The organism is Nesterenkonia natronophila, assembly GCF_003595215.1.
In the GTDB taxonomy this organism is placed as follows: Bacteria; Actinomycetota; Actinomycetes; order Actinomycetales; family Micrococcaceae; genus Nesterenkonia; species Nesterenkonia natronophila.
The window spans coordinates 336067-351368 of record NZ_QYZP01000001.1 but is presented as its reverse complement, the minus strand read 5'-3'; the positions used below and the strand labels follow the sequence as shown (position 1 = coordinate 351368).

Annotated in this window: 12 protein-coding genes; 7 read left to right on the top strand and 5 right to left on the bottom strand. The window is 61.8% G+C overall.

Annotation, left to right across the window (positions count from 1 at the left end):
- Nucleotides 1-31: 31 nt before the first annotated feature.
- Nucleotides 32-2023: an acetate--CoA ligase gene (gene acs, locus D3250_RS01655; protein WP_119901619.1), complete on the top strand. Its 1992-nt coding sequence runs from the start codon at nt 32-34 to the stop codon at nt 2021-2023.
- Between the two features lie 131 nt (nt 2024-2154).
- Nucleotides 2155-2595, top strand: coding sequence for a type II 3-dehydroquinate dehydratase (gene aroQ, locus D3250_RS01650; RefSeq protein ID WP_119901618.1), 441 nt, complete (start codon nt 2155-2157; stop codon nt 2593-2595).
- A gap of 162 nt (nt 2596-2757) precedes the next feature.
- On the opposite strand, the gene D3250_RS01645 is transcribed toward aroQ, so the two are convergent.
- Nucleotides 2758-3933, bottom strand: a complete 1176-nt coding sequence (locus tag D3250_RS01645) for a MarP family serine protease (RefSeq protein WP_119901617.1) — start codon at nt 3931-3933, stop codon at nt 2758-2760.
- A gap of 90 nt (nt 3934-4023) precedes the next feature.
- Between D3250_RS01645 and D3250_RS01640 the strand changes: the two genes are divergently transcribed.
- Nucleotides 4024-4701 (top strand): Crp/Fnr family transcriptional regulator, encoded by a 678-nt coding sequence (locus D3250_RS01640; RefSeq protein WP_119901616.1) that lies wholly within the window; start codon nt 4024-4026, stop codon nt 4699-4701.
- A 78-nt stretch (nt 4702-4779) separates the two neighbouring features.
- Here D3250_RS01640 and D3250_RS01635 read toward each other — a convergent pair whose 3' ends face one another.
- The 4 genes from D3250_RS01635 to D3250_RS01625 are packed head-to-tail and all read right to left on the bottom strand — an operon-like array spanning nt 4780 to nt 7947.
- A complete protein-coding gene (locus D3250_RS01635; protein ID WP_225973079.1) occupies nt 4780-6051 on the bottom strand; it encodes a carboxylate--amine ligase in 1272 nt (423 codons plus the stop codon).
- Nucleotides 6044-6502, bottom strand: a complete 459-nt coding sequence (locus D3250_RS01630; RefSeq protein ID WP_119901615.1) for a RidA family protein — start codon at nt 6500-6502, stop codon at nt 6044-6046. The genes D3250_RS01635 and D3250_RS01630 overlap by 8 nt, the downstream gene beginning before the upstream one ends.
- A gap of 14 nt (nt 6503-6516) precedes the next feature.
- The gene (gene sp36 / locus D3250_RS11845) at nt 6517-6681 is read right to left on the bottom strand and encodes a Sp36 family protein (RefSeq protein ID WP_192892543.1); all 165 of its coding nucleotides are present in this window, start codon (nt 6679-6681) and stop codon (nt 6517-6519) included.
- Between the two features lie 9 nt (nt 6682-6690).
- Nucleotides 6691-7947 (bottom strand): carboxylate--amine ligase, encoded by a 1257-nt coding sequence (locus D3250_RS01625; RefSeq protein ID WP_147383454.1) that lies wholly within the window; start codon nt 7945-7947, stop codon nt 6691-6693.
- 162 nt (nt 7948-8109) lie between these two features.
- Here D3250_RS01625 and D3250_RS01620 point away from each other — a divergent pair, with 162 nt between their 5' ends.
- From D3250_RS01620 to D3250_RS01605, 4 genes are all read left to right on the top strand, one after another.
- A complete protein-coding gene (locus tag D3250_RS01620) occupies nt 8110-10356 on the top strand; it encodes a transglycosylase domain-containing protein (protein ID WP_119901613.1) in 2247 nt (748 codons plus the stop codon).
- Between the two features lie 39 nt (nt 10357-10395).
- The gene (locus tag D3250_RS01615) at nt 10396-11301 is read left to right on the top strand and encodes a metallophosphoesterase (protein WP_119901612.1); all 906 of its coding nucleotides are present in this window, start codon (nt 10396-10398) and stop codon (nt 11299-11301) included.
- 48 nt (nt 11302-11349) lie between these two features.
- A complete protein-coding gene (locus tag D3250_RS01610; RefSeq protein WP_119901611.1) occupies nt 11350-13338 on the top strand; it encodes an ABC transporter ATP-binding protein in 1989 nt (662 codons plus the stop codon).
- A gap of 83 nt (nt 13339-13421) precedes the next feature.
- Entirely contained in the window at nt 13422-15266 is a 1845-nt protein-coding gene (locus D3250_RS01605) for an ABC transporter ATP-binding protein (RefSeq protein ID WP_119902233.1), read from the top strand.
- Nucleotides 15267-15302 lie beyond the last annotated feature (36 nt).

The window sequence follows — 15302 nt, the reverse complement described above, 5'->3', positions numbered from 1 at the left end:
ACACAGCCGTGAAGCTCAAGGAGGTACGTTCATGACCACCACGCATGATGATGAGAGCGTTCAGACTTTCCCACCCAGCGATGCGTTCGCCCGAGACGCCGTAGCCACGGTTGAGAAGTACGAGGCTGCCAAATCCGACCGGCTTGGGTACTGGGCTGACCAGGCTCGTAGCACGCTGAGTTGGGACACCGACTTCACCGAGACCCTTGACTGGTCGGAAGCCCCATTTGCCAAATGGTTCGTCGGCGGCAAGCTCAACGCGGCCTACAACTGTGTGGATCGGCACGTTGACGCCGGAAACGGCAGCCGCGTGGCACTTTACTTTGAGGGAGAGCCCGGCGACACCCGGGAAATCACCTACGCAGAGCTGAAGGACGAGGTGGCCCGTGCCGCGAACGCCTTCGAGTCCCTCGGGGTGGCCAAGGGCGACCGAGTAGCGATCTACATGCCGATGATCCCCGAGACCATCGTCACCATCCTCGCCTGCGCCCGCATCGGAGCCATCCACTCTGTGGTCTTCGGCGGGTTCAGCGCCGATGCCCTGCGCTCCCGCGTAGACGACGCCGAAGCCAAGCTGGTGGTGACCGCCGACGGTTCATACCGCCGCGGCAAGCCATCCCCGCTGAAGCCCAATGTGGACTCCGCGCTGGCCAGACCAGGGCACACGGTGGAGAACGTGGTCGTCGTTCAGCGCAACGGCGAGAATGTGGACTTTGAGTCCGGACGCGACATCTGGTGGCACGACCTGGTGCCTAAGCAGTCCGCCGAACACGCCTATGTTCCTCACGACTCTGAGCATCCGCTGTTCATTCTCTACACCTCAGGCACCACGGGTAAGCCGAAGGGCATTCTGCACACCACCGGCGGCTACCTGACTCAGAACGCAGTCACTCACCGGGACAGCTTCGACCTGAAACCCGAACAGGACGTCTATTGGTGCTCTGCAGACGTCGGCTGGGTCACCGGGCACAGCTACATCGTCTACGGACCGATGGCCAACGGCGCCACCCAGGTGATCTACGAAGGTACCCCCGACACCCCCCACAAAGGGCGGCTCTGGGAGATCGTGCAGAAGTACCGTGTCACCCAGTTCTACACAGCACCGACCATGATCCGCACCTGCATGAAGTGGGGCCGGGAGATCCCCGACGAGTTCGACCTCAGCTCACTGCGTGTCCTCGGCACCGTGGGTGAGGCAATCAACCCAGAGGCATGGATGTGGTTCCGTGAGGTGATCGGCTCCAACAACGGGCCTGGCAAACCTCCCAAGGAGCACCCAGCACCGATCGTAGACACCTGGTGGCAGACCGAGACCGGGGCCCATATGATCGCTCCACTGCCCGGAGTCACACACACCAAACCGGGTTCGGCCCAGACCCCGGTACCTGGTGTGGAAGTGGGCATCGTCAACGAAGAGGGCAAGCCCCTCGGCAAGGGTGAGGCCGGGCTCCTGGTCCTCAACGAGCCGTGGCCGGCTATGCTGCGCGGCATCTACAAGGACCCCGAGCGCTACAAAGAGACCTACTGGTCACGGTTCGGCGACCTGTACTTCGCCGGAGACGGCGCCCGGTACGATGACGACGGTGACATCTGGCTCATGGGACGAGTCGACGACGTGATGAACGTCTCCGGCCACCGCATGTCAACCACTGAGATCGAGTCCGCCCTGGTGGCGCACGAGACCGTAGCTGAGGCAGCCGTGGTCGGGGCGAAGGATGCCACCACCGGCGAGGCTGTGGTCGCCTTCGTGATGCTCACCGGCTCAGCCTCTGACTCCACCAATGACATCGAGGCTTTGGAGCAGCAGCTGCGCCAGCACGTGGGTCAGGAAATCGGTCCCATCGCCAAGCCACGCAATGTGTTGGTAGTGCCAGAGCTGCCGAAGACCCGCTCGGGCAAGATCATGCGCCGCCTGCTGAAGAACGTCGCCAACGGCGATGAAGTCGGTGACGCATCAACCCTGGCCGATCCGTCCGTCATGGAGAAGATCGCAGAAGATATGCGGGCCAAGCACGCGAGCTGAGATCCGGTCACACGCAGTGGGGCGCACGGAGGACGAGTCCTTCGGGCGCCCCACTGCGTGTCGAGTAGTCTGAGCGAAAGGCGTACCGGGTTCCCGGTGAAGCTGCTGAAGACTTGGAAAGTGAGCGAATCATGACTGGGCGACTACTGATCGTGCACGGGCCGAACCTGAACCTGCTGGGGACCCGCGAGCCGGCCATTTACGGGCCAGCCACATTGGAAGACGCCAACGAGGTGTGCCGCGCGGCTGCCGATGCGGCAGACTTTGCCGTGGACATTGTGCAGTCCAACCACGAAGGTGCGCTGGTGGACGCCATCCAGGCCGCCCAGGGGACCGCCGAGGGGATTGTCATCAATCCGGCGGCATACACGCACACCTCGGTGGCGATCGCCGATGCATTGGCGGCTGTGGGGCTGCCCCTAGTGGAGGTGCACCTGTCCAACGTGCACGCCCGCGAACCGTTCCGCAGCCACTCCTACGTCTCACCGCACGCCTCGGCCGTGATCGCCGGCGCAGGCATTCAGGGGTACCGGTTCGCGGTGGAGCACCTGACCGCCCTGCTTCGCGACTAGACTCTGCCGCCAACTGGTACCTCGTGGCGCCTCCTGGCGCGTGCTGCTCGGAGCCCTTCAGGTTCTAGGCCTCACCCGGCGTCATAGCGCAGGGTGATGACGAAAACGCAGGGTATTTCCGCTGCCGGTGCACCGGGGAGACCTGGAAGCCGAGTACTTCGCCTAAGACCGGTCGAGGCATTGGCCGGTGGACACGGTCTCGGTGAACATATCGGGATCTGTGAGGGGCTCTCCGGCAGCTTCAGCCGTCACCGCGAAGCCCACTGCGTTGCCTTCCAAAGCGCGAGCGAAAACGATACCGGCTACGTTTCCGTCCTGGTCGACCAGCGGACCGCCGGAGTTTCCTCTCCGCACGTCCGCATTGAGCTGGTAAATCTCCAAGTCAGCGGCTGACGCCCCGTAGATGTTGTTCACCTGGGAGACGTCCCGGGCCTGCACCACCGCAGGCCCTGCCGCGAACGGCCCACCGGAGGGATAGCCCATCACGAATCCTTCTGCATTCGGATCCATAGCGTCCCCCACCTCAGCAGGCTGAGCATTCAGCGTATCTACCGCAAGCAGCGCCAGGTCCTTGCCAGGGTCGAAGTGCACTACCCGCGCAGTGGCGACCTGCCCATCGGGCATCTCTACGGAGGGTTCGCTGACTCCCGCCACCACGTGCGCATTCGTCATCACACGGTTGGGCGAGACGGCAACCCCTGAGCCGAATTGGGACTGACCGCACTGCTGAGCCACGCCGGTGATCCGGGCCACCGACTGAACGGTGGCGGAGGCAGCCTCAGTCAGCTCACCGGTCACCGGGGCCTCCTCAGCTTCCGGGACCAGCAGCTGAGCAATCTCTGGGATGTCCGAGGCCATCACCGTGGAGCGGAGGTCGGCGAAGACCGACTCGACCTGATCAGGCATGGCCGCGTTGATGCCCTGCAGCACTGTGGACTGTTTCATCTGCTGATTCACCTGGGGGAATCCCATAGCCTGCACAGAGAAGCTGAGCGCCGCAATGACGAGGAATGCCACCGCAAGGTTGACCACTGCTCCCACCAATGCGGAGACGGTCCGGATGGCGGGCGAACGGAACATGCGCTGAACCTCTGCGCCCGCAGCTGAACCTAGGGCATGGCCGGCAACAACCAGCACCAGTACGCAGCCGATCACCGCCACCACTTGCCACGGAGAGTCCGGCACCCAGGAAGCCACCAGAGGGATCGCGAAAAATGCGGCGGTTGCGCCTACGAGGAAGCCTGCGGCGCCCCCCACAGTGGCCCAGACTCCGCGAGCGAACCCAGCGAGCACAAAGAGAAGCACGACAAACACCAGGATGATGTCCAGTAAAGTCACGATCCCTTAGGTTAGCCTGACAGGACTCCAACCTGGTAACTTCTATGCCAAACCTATTGATCAACCTCATACCTCATGAACGGAACGGTTATGGATCTCGAAGTGCTGCGCCGCGCGCCACTGTTCGCCACGCTAGACGATGACGTCTTCGTAGCACTCAGCAACAAGCTCGCGGAAGTGGAGCTCTCCCGCGGAGCCTCCGTGTTCCACGAGGGAGATCAAGGCGATCAGCTCTACTTCATCGTCTCCGGCAAGATCAAGCTGGGCCGCTCCACCAGCGACGGCCGTGAGAATCTCTTGGCAGTCCTCGGCCCTGGAGAAATCTTCGGTGAGATGGCACTCTTCAATCCGGCTCCACGAACCGCCACGGCGACGGCTGTCTCTGAGACGCGGTTGGCTGGTCTCAAACACCAGGACCTCCGCGATCTGATCACGGATAACCCGGAAATTTCAGTTCAGCTTCTGCAGGCGCTGGCGCAACGGCTGACCCGCACCAATGAATCATTGGCGGACCTGGTGTTTTCCGACGTACCAGGCCGGGTGGCCAAAGCTCTGTTGGACCTGGCCGACCGCTTCGGGCGTCCGGCCCCAGACGGCATCCTGGTGGCTCACGAGCTCACTCAGGAAGAGCTCGCTCAGCTGGTAGGAGCCTCTCGCGAGACAGTGAACAAGGCGCTCGCCGAGTTCGTTCAGCGAGGCTGGATGCGGTTGGAGGCTCGAGCGGTGGTTATCCTCGACATCCAGCGAATCCGCCAGCGCTCCCGCTAGACATCCGCTGCCCCACTGGGGCCGCGTCCAGCCTTTCCGCGCGCATCAACTCAGCGCTTCTGCTGAGTGACCGTTGAGCTATATCGCGTTTGCCCAGGTGGCATTGGCGTACTTCTTGCGGTATCGCACTGCCCTGACGGCCAGCCACGCGCGCCGCAGCAGGGAGGTATCCCCCTTGTAGTAGAGCGGGTTCCTGACCTTCCTCTGACGCATCATGCGGGCGACGTCGTCGCGCACCCCAGGAGCGGTCACGTACTTGCGCAGAATGTACTGCGGAACCACGGTGAACAGCACGTCGTGATCCACGTAGGCGCACTCCCCGGGCTCCCGACGCCTGCCATGGATAAGGTCCTCCACAAGGTACCCGGCCAAATTGTGCCCCTGCGCGGTGGCGTACCAACTGGAGCGGCCCTGGCGCACGTTGACCTCCAACACTTTGAACACCTGGTCCCGGGGGTCGTACTTGATGTCGAAATTGGCGATCCCGGTATACTCGATGGCCTCCAGGAAGTCCTTCAGCTGCGTCATGACCTCCCGGTTGAACCGAGAGATGATCGCGGTGTAGTTGCCGATCGCTGAAGCTTCATGCTCCTGAAGCAGCACCTGCCCAAAATTCACAAACTCAGCCCGACCCGCAGTATTCAGATAGAGGACCGAATCCCAGATGAAGGTGTCATCACCGGGAATGAAGTCTTGAATAATCAAGGTGCCCCGGTAGCCGGAGTCACTGATTCGGGCGACGACCTCGGCCACCTCTTCTGCAGAGTTCAGTCGGTAGACCTTTTCCTGATCAGGAAACTTGTTGCGGTAGTACTCCACGCTGTTGCCGGGTTTGAGAATCACCGGGTATCGAGTGATGGCCTGCTCAAGCTCGCCAACTGGCTCGCCCACATGGTGGATCTGGGTCTCAGGAATGTCCAAACCATGCTTCTGGGCCAAAGGGTAGAAGGCGTCCTTGACGTGCAGTGCGTTGAGCAGCTCTTCGGTGGGATAGTTGAAGCGGTAGAGGTCTTCCAACTGCGCGGCATTCTCAATGATCAGCCGTACATAGTGATCGCTGGTGCCCACCAGCAGAAGTGGAGGCTGCGGCGTCGGGGCCGTGCCCCCTGCGTGCTGCCGTGTGTGCAGGGCCTCGGCGTAGTCACGCAGAGCCGGGACGAACACTTCCGGTTTGTCGAGATCCTCAACGAACGTGGTGCTAGCGATGATGGTCGAATAGTGGGTGAATCCTAGTTGCACTTTTCCGATCACGTGCGGCTTCACACCATAGGCCTCATGGAAGGAGGCAGCCATGTGATATGCGTTGAGGTCAGTCCCGATGATCACCGGGAGGAAATCATGTTCAGCCAATGTGCGCGATCAGGTCCACTTCGACAGGGGTGTTCAGCGGCAGAACCAACACTCCGACGGCGCTGCGGGCGTGAATCCCTGCGTCGCCGAATGCCTGCCCGAGAACCTCGGAGGCTCCGTTGATAACCTGCGGCTGTCCTTTGAAGTCCGGCGCAGACGCCACGAAACCCCCAACTTTGGCGATGCGGGTGATGCTGTCCAGGTCAACGACCGTCTTCAGCGCCGCGATGAGATTCAGGCCGCACTGCTTGGCCATCTCGTAGGCCTGCTCGTGGGTGACTTCGGCACCCACCCGGCCTTCAGCGGGCAGCTCGCCTCCGACCAGCGGCAGCTGCCCGGAGACGTAGACCACTTTGTCTACGAGGACCGCAGGCTGATAGGAAGCCACCGGCGGGACGACCTCAGGGACGGTGAGTCCCAGCTCGGCAAGACGTTCTTCTACCGTGGACATAACCGTCTCCTGATCTACTGCTTGGGTCGCTTCAGGTATGCCACCGGAGCATTCCCATCCGGTCCAGGCAACACCGTCACCAGCTCCCAGCCGTCGTCTCCCCACTGATCAAGGATGCCTTTGGTGTTGTGAATGATGAGCGGAATGGTGGCGTACTCCCACTGTGTCTGTTCAGCCATAGCCTCAGCCTAACTCAGACCGTCCCTCCACGTGGAGGCAGAGTATTTCTTGCCTTGGCGGAAGTGCCGCCCAGCGAGGTAGGCAACCCGCTTGGGCGAACGGTCTGCCCGGTACCACAGGGGATTTGTTGCCTTGCCCTGCTTGATGAGCCTTTTCACCTCACTGCGGACTTCCGGGTTCGTCACGTACTTGCGCAGGATGTAACGCGGCGCCACATGGAAGAGAGCATCACCCTGTGCCAATGTCAGTTCCTTGCGCCGGCCGTAGATCAGATCATCCACCAGGTACTGCATCACGGGGTGACCCAGGAGTGCCGTGTAGTAGCTGGACCGGCCGGGGCGAGCGTTGATCTCCATCACTTTGTACTTCCCGTCACGCGGGTCGAACTTGATGTCCACATTGGCAACGCCTGTGTACCCCACGGCCTCGAGGAAATCCTTGTAGATCCGCATGAGCTGCTCGTTGTAGCGAGAGACAATGGCGGTGTAGGAACCTACTAGGTGCGACTCATGCTCCTGCAGAGCGACCCGCCCCAAGGTCACCAGCTCGCAGACTCCTTCGGTGTTGACGTACAGCACGGAGTCCCAGATGTTGGTGTCGTCGCCGGGGATGAATTCCTGGATGATGAGCGCACCGCGGTAGTCGGAGGCCTCCACTGCTGAGACCACATCGGCCACCTCGGCGGCGGTGTTGAGTCGGTAGACCTTCTTGTGGCCAGCTATCTTGTGCTGGTTCATCCACCATTGGTTGGGGTTGGCGGGCTTGATGATGACCGGGAATCGATCGACTTCGAGCTCGAAAGGTTCGCCCACTTGGTGGACCTGGGTATCGGGGATGTCCACACCGTGTTCGGCCGCCAGTTCGTAGAAGCGCTCCTTGTCCATGAACTTCTGCCGTACCGGCTCAGCGGGGGTGTTCATCCGGTAGTGGTCCGACAACACTTGCTGGTGCCGAGTCACCAGCTCTACGTAGATGTCTGTGCTGGGCACCAGCAGCAGCGGCACCTGGTATTCGGCGCTGAGCTGACGAGCCCTCTCGGTGAGGATACTGAGGAAGGCGGCGTCGTCTGTGATGTCCTCATGCAGTTCTACGTCAAGAATGCTGCTGTCCCAGGTGAACCCCAGTTTGATCTTTCCGATCATTAGCGGCTTCACGCCGTAGATTTCGTGGAAACTCCTGGCGTGGGTGTATCCGTGGATATTTGTCCCAAGGATGATGGGGAGGAAACCTGCAGTCTGAGCCGCTCGAACATCGTGTGAAGTCACCGACTCATGCTAACGGAGGGGCGCCGGGTGTGCTGATGGGATGCGCCGAATCGGCAGGGGGACGCCATGGGAGCTCGCCACTTCAGCACCTGTCACCGTGCGTTCAGGTTGGGATTGAGCCTCTGCTCAGCACAGTTTGACGGCCTCGATATCATATAGATCATGGCGTCCCGCAAATCCCCCCTTTTTGACACGGCTACCACCGTGGGCAAAATCATGTCTTTCCTGGGCGTGAGCGCGCTCTGCGGCTTGCTCGCAGCTGGGCTTGTCTTCCCCCTAGCGGCTACCGGTGGGGCTGCCGCCTCAGCGGGAGGCGACATTCTCCACGAGGTACCTGCAGAGCTGCAGGAGGAGCCTTTGTCGACTCCGTCGCATATGTACGCCAGTGATGGCGAGACCCGCATCGCCACCTTCTATGAGGAAAACCGCGTACCGGTGGACCTCGAGGATGTCTCCCAGGAGATGCGGGACGCGCTCATCGCCATTGAGGATGAGCGGTTCTATGAGCACGGCGGCGTCGACGCCCAGGGTGTGGCCCGTGCCGCGGTCCACAATGTGACGGCCTCCACTCAGCAGGGCGCCTCCACGCTGACCATGCAGTACGTCAACAATGTATTGAACAATGCGGCAGTGGTTTCCGGTGAGGGGAACTTCTTGGCCGCCGGCATCCAAGAGAAGACCTACGCCGATAAGCTGCGGGAAATGAAGCTGGCAGTGCAGGTGGAGCAGGAGATGACCAAGGACGAGATCCTTGAGGGCTACCTGAACATCGTGATGCTCGGCGGTCGGAACTACGGTGTTGAGGCCGCCGCGCAGTACTACTGGGACACTACTGCTTCGGAGCTCGATCATCAGCAGGCCGCCACCCTGGCCGGAATCGTTCAGGCGCCGAACTACTACCGTCCGGACCTTGAGGACAATGTGGCGCGCGCGGAGACTCGGCGCAACACCGTGTTGCGCAACATGATGATCCACGACTTCATCACCGAGGAAGAGTACGAGGAAGCAGTGGCAGTGGATCTGGGTGAGAGCCTGGACATCCAGTCCAACGAGGTGGGCTGCATTGCTGCCGATTTCGCAGAGTACTTCTGTGACTACGTCACTGAGGATTTTCTGCAGAACGACGCCTTCGGCGAAGACCCTGGTGATCGCGCTGAGCTGCTCGCACGCGGAGGGTTGAGAATAGTGACCACTCTGGATGCGGACATGCAGCGCCAAGCTGAAGACACCGTCTGGGATCACCAGCCACGTGGTAGTCAAGCGGCTGCGCTGCTCAACTCAATGGACCCCGAGACGGGCGACATATTAGCGATGGCACAGTCCACGACCTACGACCCGAACGACGAGCTTGAGGACTGGAATTCCACCTCGCTGAACCTCAATGTGGGTAATTCACACAACGGCGGCTTGGGGTTCCAGGGAGGGTCCATCCTGAAGCCTTTCGTGTCAGCAGCTTGGGTTGAAGAGGGCAACTCAATGGACGACAACGTCGACGCGGACCGAACCGAGTACCGATACGGGGAACGGTGGGAGGCAAGCTGCATGCCCAGAGGCTCCGTCACTCTGCTGCAGGGAGAAGGCGAGCCAGACGCCTACAGGATTTCCAACGTGTTGGACGACACCGAGCGTGAGATGACGGTGGACTGGGGACTTTTCCACTCCATCAACACCGCCACAATGGCCACCGCAAATGATATGGACCTGTGCGCCATCACGGACCTGACAGACCGGCTCGGCATTGTGGGAACCAGTGAGGGAATCGAACTAGGACCACTCCGCCCCGACACACCATCCTTTGTGTTGGGATCGGCATCCATCACACCGTTGGTCATGAACCGCGCCTATGCTGCCTTCGCCAACGATGGCACCGTGTGCACTCCACGCTCAATCCTCGAGGTTACGGACGCTCATGGAAACGAGTATGACCTTCCGAATGCGGACTGTGAGGAGGTTGTGGAGCCGGATGTTGTGGCGCAGGTGAACGACACCATGATCAACATCGCTGAGCAGAACCTCTACGTCGGAGAACGCGACGGCGATGCGCCCTTCCCCATGGCTGGCAAGACGGGTACCAACCACAACGTGTCAGGCATGTCCTTCCAGGGGTACACCGAAGGAGTGGCCACCAGCGCGTATGTCACGCGTATGAACGACAACAACCGGATGTGGGATGAAGGGAACGTGCCCGACGATTCGTACGCCGGCTCTGTGGCCTTCCCCCTCTGGTACGACTTCATGCGGGACGCTGCTCCTACCCGAGCAACCGGAGACTTCCCTGAGGCCGATGATTCACCGTTCGATGACCGTCGCTCCGGCTACGGTGAACGCTACGCCATGTCCGAACTGGGCCCCGGAAGCGGCAGCAGCTCCGACGACGACGATGATGATGATGATGACGACGATGACTAGTGCGTGCCCGCCGGGCAGGGATTGTGAAGGCGACGACCGTTGCTGCCTGGACTGACCGCTTCGGCTGGGGTCCTCGGAGCCGCAGGCCTGGGCATATTGGCGTATGCCAATCGGGTTGAGCTGAACCGCTTCACCCTGCAGCGTGCCGAGGTGACGGTTCCGAAGCTGGAGGGTCAGCTGCGAATCCTGCACATCTCTGACCTCCACTATGTGCCGGGGCAGCGGCAGAAGTACGACTGGCTGCAGAAATTGGCCACCTTGGAACCCGATGTAGTGGTGAACACCGGAGACAACCTCTCCGACCACCGGGCGGTCCCGGAAGTGCTCAGCGCACTCGAACCCCTGATGGACCTGCCGGGATGCTTCGTCCCAGGGTCCAATGACTACTATGCTCCGCGGTGGAAGAACCCCCTAAAGTACTTCAGGGGCCCTTCCACCCTCCACCCTGCCGCCAGGACTCTGCCGACGGAGGACATGTTTGGAGCGTTCGAATCAGCCGGGTGGGCTAACCTCTCCAATGCCCACTCAGCGACCAATGTGGCTGGGCTAGACCTCGAGTTCTCTGGCGTGGACGATCCACACTTGGAACTCGACGCATTCTCCGGTTGGCCAAAGACCGGGGCACAGCTGAAGATCGGCGTGGCACACGCGCCCCAACTCCGGGTGCTCGAGACCTTTGCTGATGCCGGCGCCGACCTTATCTTCGCCGGTCACACCCACGGAGGCCAGGTCTGTCTACCGACCTTCACCAAGACCCACGGCCGAGCCCTGGTCACCAACTGCGACCTTCCGGTCCGGCATGCCAAGGGGCTCCACACCCGGCGTCGTGCTGACGGCGGGGACGCTCACATCCATGTTTCGGCCGGACTCGGGACCTCCGCCAAAGCCCCTGTCCGTCTGTTCTGCCCCCCTGAGGCCACGCTGCTCACCGTACGAGGCAGCTGACCAGTGACGTTTGGTCATCCCCGCATCGAGGAGTAAAGTAGTTGCAGCATGCAACAATCTGATCAGAAGAGCAGCGTCGATGCGGCCCGCCAGCTCGGAGCCCAGGAACGGGCGGCCCGGCAACGCGTGGAGTCGGGGCAGCGCCGCACTCTCATCCAGGCTCTCGCACGCCTGACCCCCTACCTTGAGGGACTGAAGCTGCGGTGGTTCTTTGGCATGCTCGCAGCCATCGGCGCTGGCATCATTGCGCTCTCAGTCCCGGTAGTCCTCGGTGGCCTGGTGGATGACATCGCAGCTGCCGATGCAGCCACTGCGGTGGTGTGGACCGCCTTCGCCATAGTCCTGGGGCTCGGCGTGCTTGAGGCCTTCTTCGTCTTCCTTCGCCGGTTCTTCGTCATTCCTCCAGCATCAGACGCCGAAACCAACATGCGCGTCTCCCTCTTCACCCGACTGATCCACCAATCGGCCTCGTTCCACGGCGCATGGGAAGCTGGCCAGCTGCAGTCCCGCGCGATCGCTGACCTGAACATGCTGCGGCGTTTCTTCGCCTTCGGCTCCCTGATGCTGGTGACCTCATCCATCACTGTTCTGGTGGGGGTAGGCGTTATGTTCAGCTGGTCACCGATTCTTGGTGGCCTATTCCTCTGTGCTGCGATCCCGGTGATCGTGCTGGGACCCGCCTTCCGCAAGAAGTTCATTCACTACTCACGCTCAGCGCAGGACCAAGCCGGCCAGGTAGCCACGAAGGTCGAAGAGTCCGTCCACGGCATCCGTGTGCTGAAAGCCTTTGGACGCGGCGACTGGGCTCGCTCCAGCTTCAAAGAGGAAGCTGCCACCCTGCGGGATCTTGAAGTGTCCAAGATGCGCACCCTGGCCAAGTTCCAGATGTTCATGGTGCTGTTGCCTGAGTCAGTGCTCGCGCTGTGCATCTTCACCGGCCTCTACCTGACCGCCCAGGGAGACATAACGCCCGGTTCGCTCGCGGGTTTCTTCGCCATGGCTGTGGTCCTGAAGCAGCCCATTGAGGGCATCGGCATGCTCATCGGCATGGTGTTCATGGCCAAGACCTCGATTGACCGGCACATCGACGTCATGGATGTTGAGCCCGACGTTGTCTCCCCGGACCGGTCTCGCACCGCCCCGGAGCAGGGTCTCGTTGAGCTGGAGAACGTTCACTTCCGCTACCCGGACGCCGGGGACGACCTCATCAGGGGCGCCACTCTGCGGGTGGAGCCGGGCGAAACCATGGCCTTGGTCTCCGCCACCGGTGGAGGCACCTCAACGCTGCTGAACCTGGTGCCCCGACTCTACGATGTCACCGGTGGCCGCGTGCTCATCGACGGCGTGGACGTCCGCGAGTACAGCCTGCCTGACCTGCGGTCGCGCATCGCCGTCGCATTCGAAGACCCCACCCTGTTCTCCGCCACGGTGAAATCCAATGTCTTGCTGGGCACCGATCACCAGAGGAATGACGCACCATCTGAGGAAGTGAACGCTCCCCAGCCGCAGCGGGAGAGGACACCACGTTCGGAGCAGTTGGATGAAACCCTCACGGAGGCACTGCACACTGCCGATGCAGAGTTCGTGCACGATCTTCCAGAGGGTCTCGACACCCGTATCGGCGAAGAGGGCATGAGCCTCTCCGGCGGCCAACGTCAGCGCTTGGCCCTGGCTCGCGCCATCGCCGCGAAGCCCTCGGTCCTGCTGCTGGATGATCCGCTGTCTGCATTGGATGTCCGCACTGAGGAGCGAGTCACCAACCGGCTGCGAGAAGTTCTCCGAGGCACCACCACGCTGATTGTGGCGCACCGGCCCTCCACGGTGGCCATGGCCGACCGCGTCGCTCTGCTCCATCAGGGGCGGGTGGTGGACGTAGGCACCCACACCGAGCTGCTGGCCCGCAGCAGCATCTATGCCGGCATTATGAGACCCACCCCGCCCAGTGGCGAAGAACTTATGGATGCCATTCCGGCAGACCAGCGCGACGACGCGGCCGCCTCAGCTGCCCCCGCTGACTTTCAGGAGGCCAAACGGTGAGCGAGCAGGACCGCAACGGACGCCCAGTCCCTCTTGATGACGCCACCCTGCTGAATGACACAGCGGCATTGGACCTCTCCAAGATGGCTCCCCCGCGCGAGGAGGATGAGTTCGCTCACCTGCGCGGCACTGCCGCGGAAGAAGATGTCTCCTTCGACAAAGCGGAGCGGAAATTCATTCGCCGCCGTTCGCTTGCTCTGTTGTGGAGAGCCTCGGGCGGAGTGCGCGGCAAACTGCTGCTCACCGCCATCGCGGTGGTGATCTCCCAGGCAGCACAGGCGGCCACCCCGTTCATCGCTGGTGGTCTTGCCATCGATTGGGGACTTCCACGTCTACTTGACGGTGACACATCGGGCCTATGGGTCCCCGCTGCGCTCTACCTCATATGCGCGGTGACAGCCGGAAGCCTGTTGTACTGGTACACCCGGATGACTGCCGAAGCCTCGCAGGCCATGCTCTATAAGCTTCGTGACGAGGTCTTCCGGAAGACGCAGGCACTGAGTCTGGACTTCCATGAGGACTACACCTCAGGCAAAGTGATCTCGCGGCAGACCTCTGACTTGGAGGCGCTGCGGGAGCTCCTAGACGGCGGGGTGAACCAGCTGGTTCAGGGCGTGATGTTCATGCTCTTCACCACGGTGTACATCTGGATCAGCGACATCCGCTCCGGGCTGGTCCTGCTGTGCGCGGTAGTCCCCATCTACTTCTTGGGTCGTTGGTATCAGAGGAACGCCGAGGTTGCCTATCGACGCACCCGCATCTCCTCAGCCCGCATGATCGTTCACTTCGTGGAGTCCATGACCGGCATCCGCGCAGTACAGGCTTTCCGTCGCGAAGACGCCCGGTCCCGGCAGTACCGGAAACTGGCCAAGATCTACCGCGATGACATGGTGCGCTCCATCGGCCTCTTCGGTGTGCTGCAACCTTCCCTGATGCTGATCGGCAACCTCTCGGTGGCGGCCGTGCTCCTCTGGGGCGGCTACCGGGTGTTGGAGGGCGATCTGGGGCCGGGGCTGCTGCTGGGCATAGTGCTCTCCACCAAGCGCGTCTTCCAGCCGCTGGACATGATCGCCATGTTCTACAACTCGCTGCAGTCCGCCACCGCCGCCCTGGAGAAGGTGTCCGGACTGCTGGAGGAGACGCCCAATGTCCGTCAGGTGAAGGAACCGAAGCGGCTGCCGGAGTGCCGCGGAGACATTGAGTTCCGTGACGCCGAGTTCAAGTACAGCGCCGACGGCCCAGTGGTGATGCAGAAGCTGGACCTGCACATCCCGGCAGGCCAAACCCTAGCTGTGGTGGGACGCACCGGCGCTGGGAAGTCCACTCTGGTGAAGCTGCTGGCCCGGTTTTACGACGTCACCTCCGGATCGCTGACACTGGACGGAGTCGAGCTGCGCGAACTCGCTGAGGATGACCACCACCGGCATGTGGCCATGGTGACTCAGGAAGCCTTCCTGTTCTCCGGATCCATCCGTGAGAACATCGCACTCTCCCAGCCGGATGCCACGGATGAGCAGGTCATCCAGGCTGCCAAGGCCGTCGGCGCCCACGAGTTCATCATGAGTCTCCCAGAGGGTTATGACACAGACGTCAATAAGCGCGGAGGGCGGATCTCCGCGGGTCAGCGCCAGCTGGTCTCCTTCGCCAGGGCGTTTCTTGCCGACCCTGCCGTGCTGATTCTGGACGAGGCGACGTCGTCGTTGGATCTTCCCTCCGAGCAGCTGGTGCAGCAGGGCCTGGAGCGGCTGCTCGGCGAACGGACGGCATTGATCATCGCGCACCGGCTCTCCACTGTGGCGATCGCCGACCGGGTGCTGGTGATTGATGAGGGGCGCGTGGTGGAGGATGGGTCACCGGATGAGCTCATCGCCGCTGGCGGCTACTTCTCCAAGCTGCACTCCGCATGGTCAGCCACCATGGGCTCGTAGAATCTGCGCACATCTCCACCGAGTACCATTGGTGCA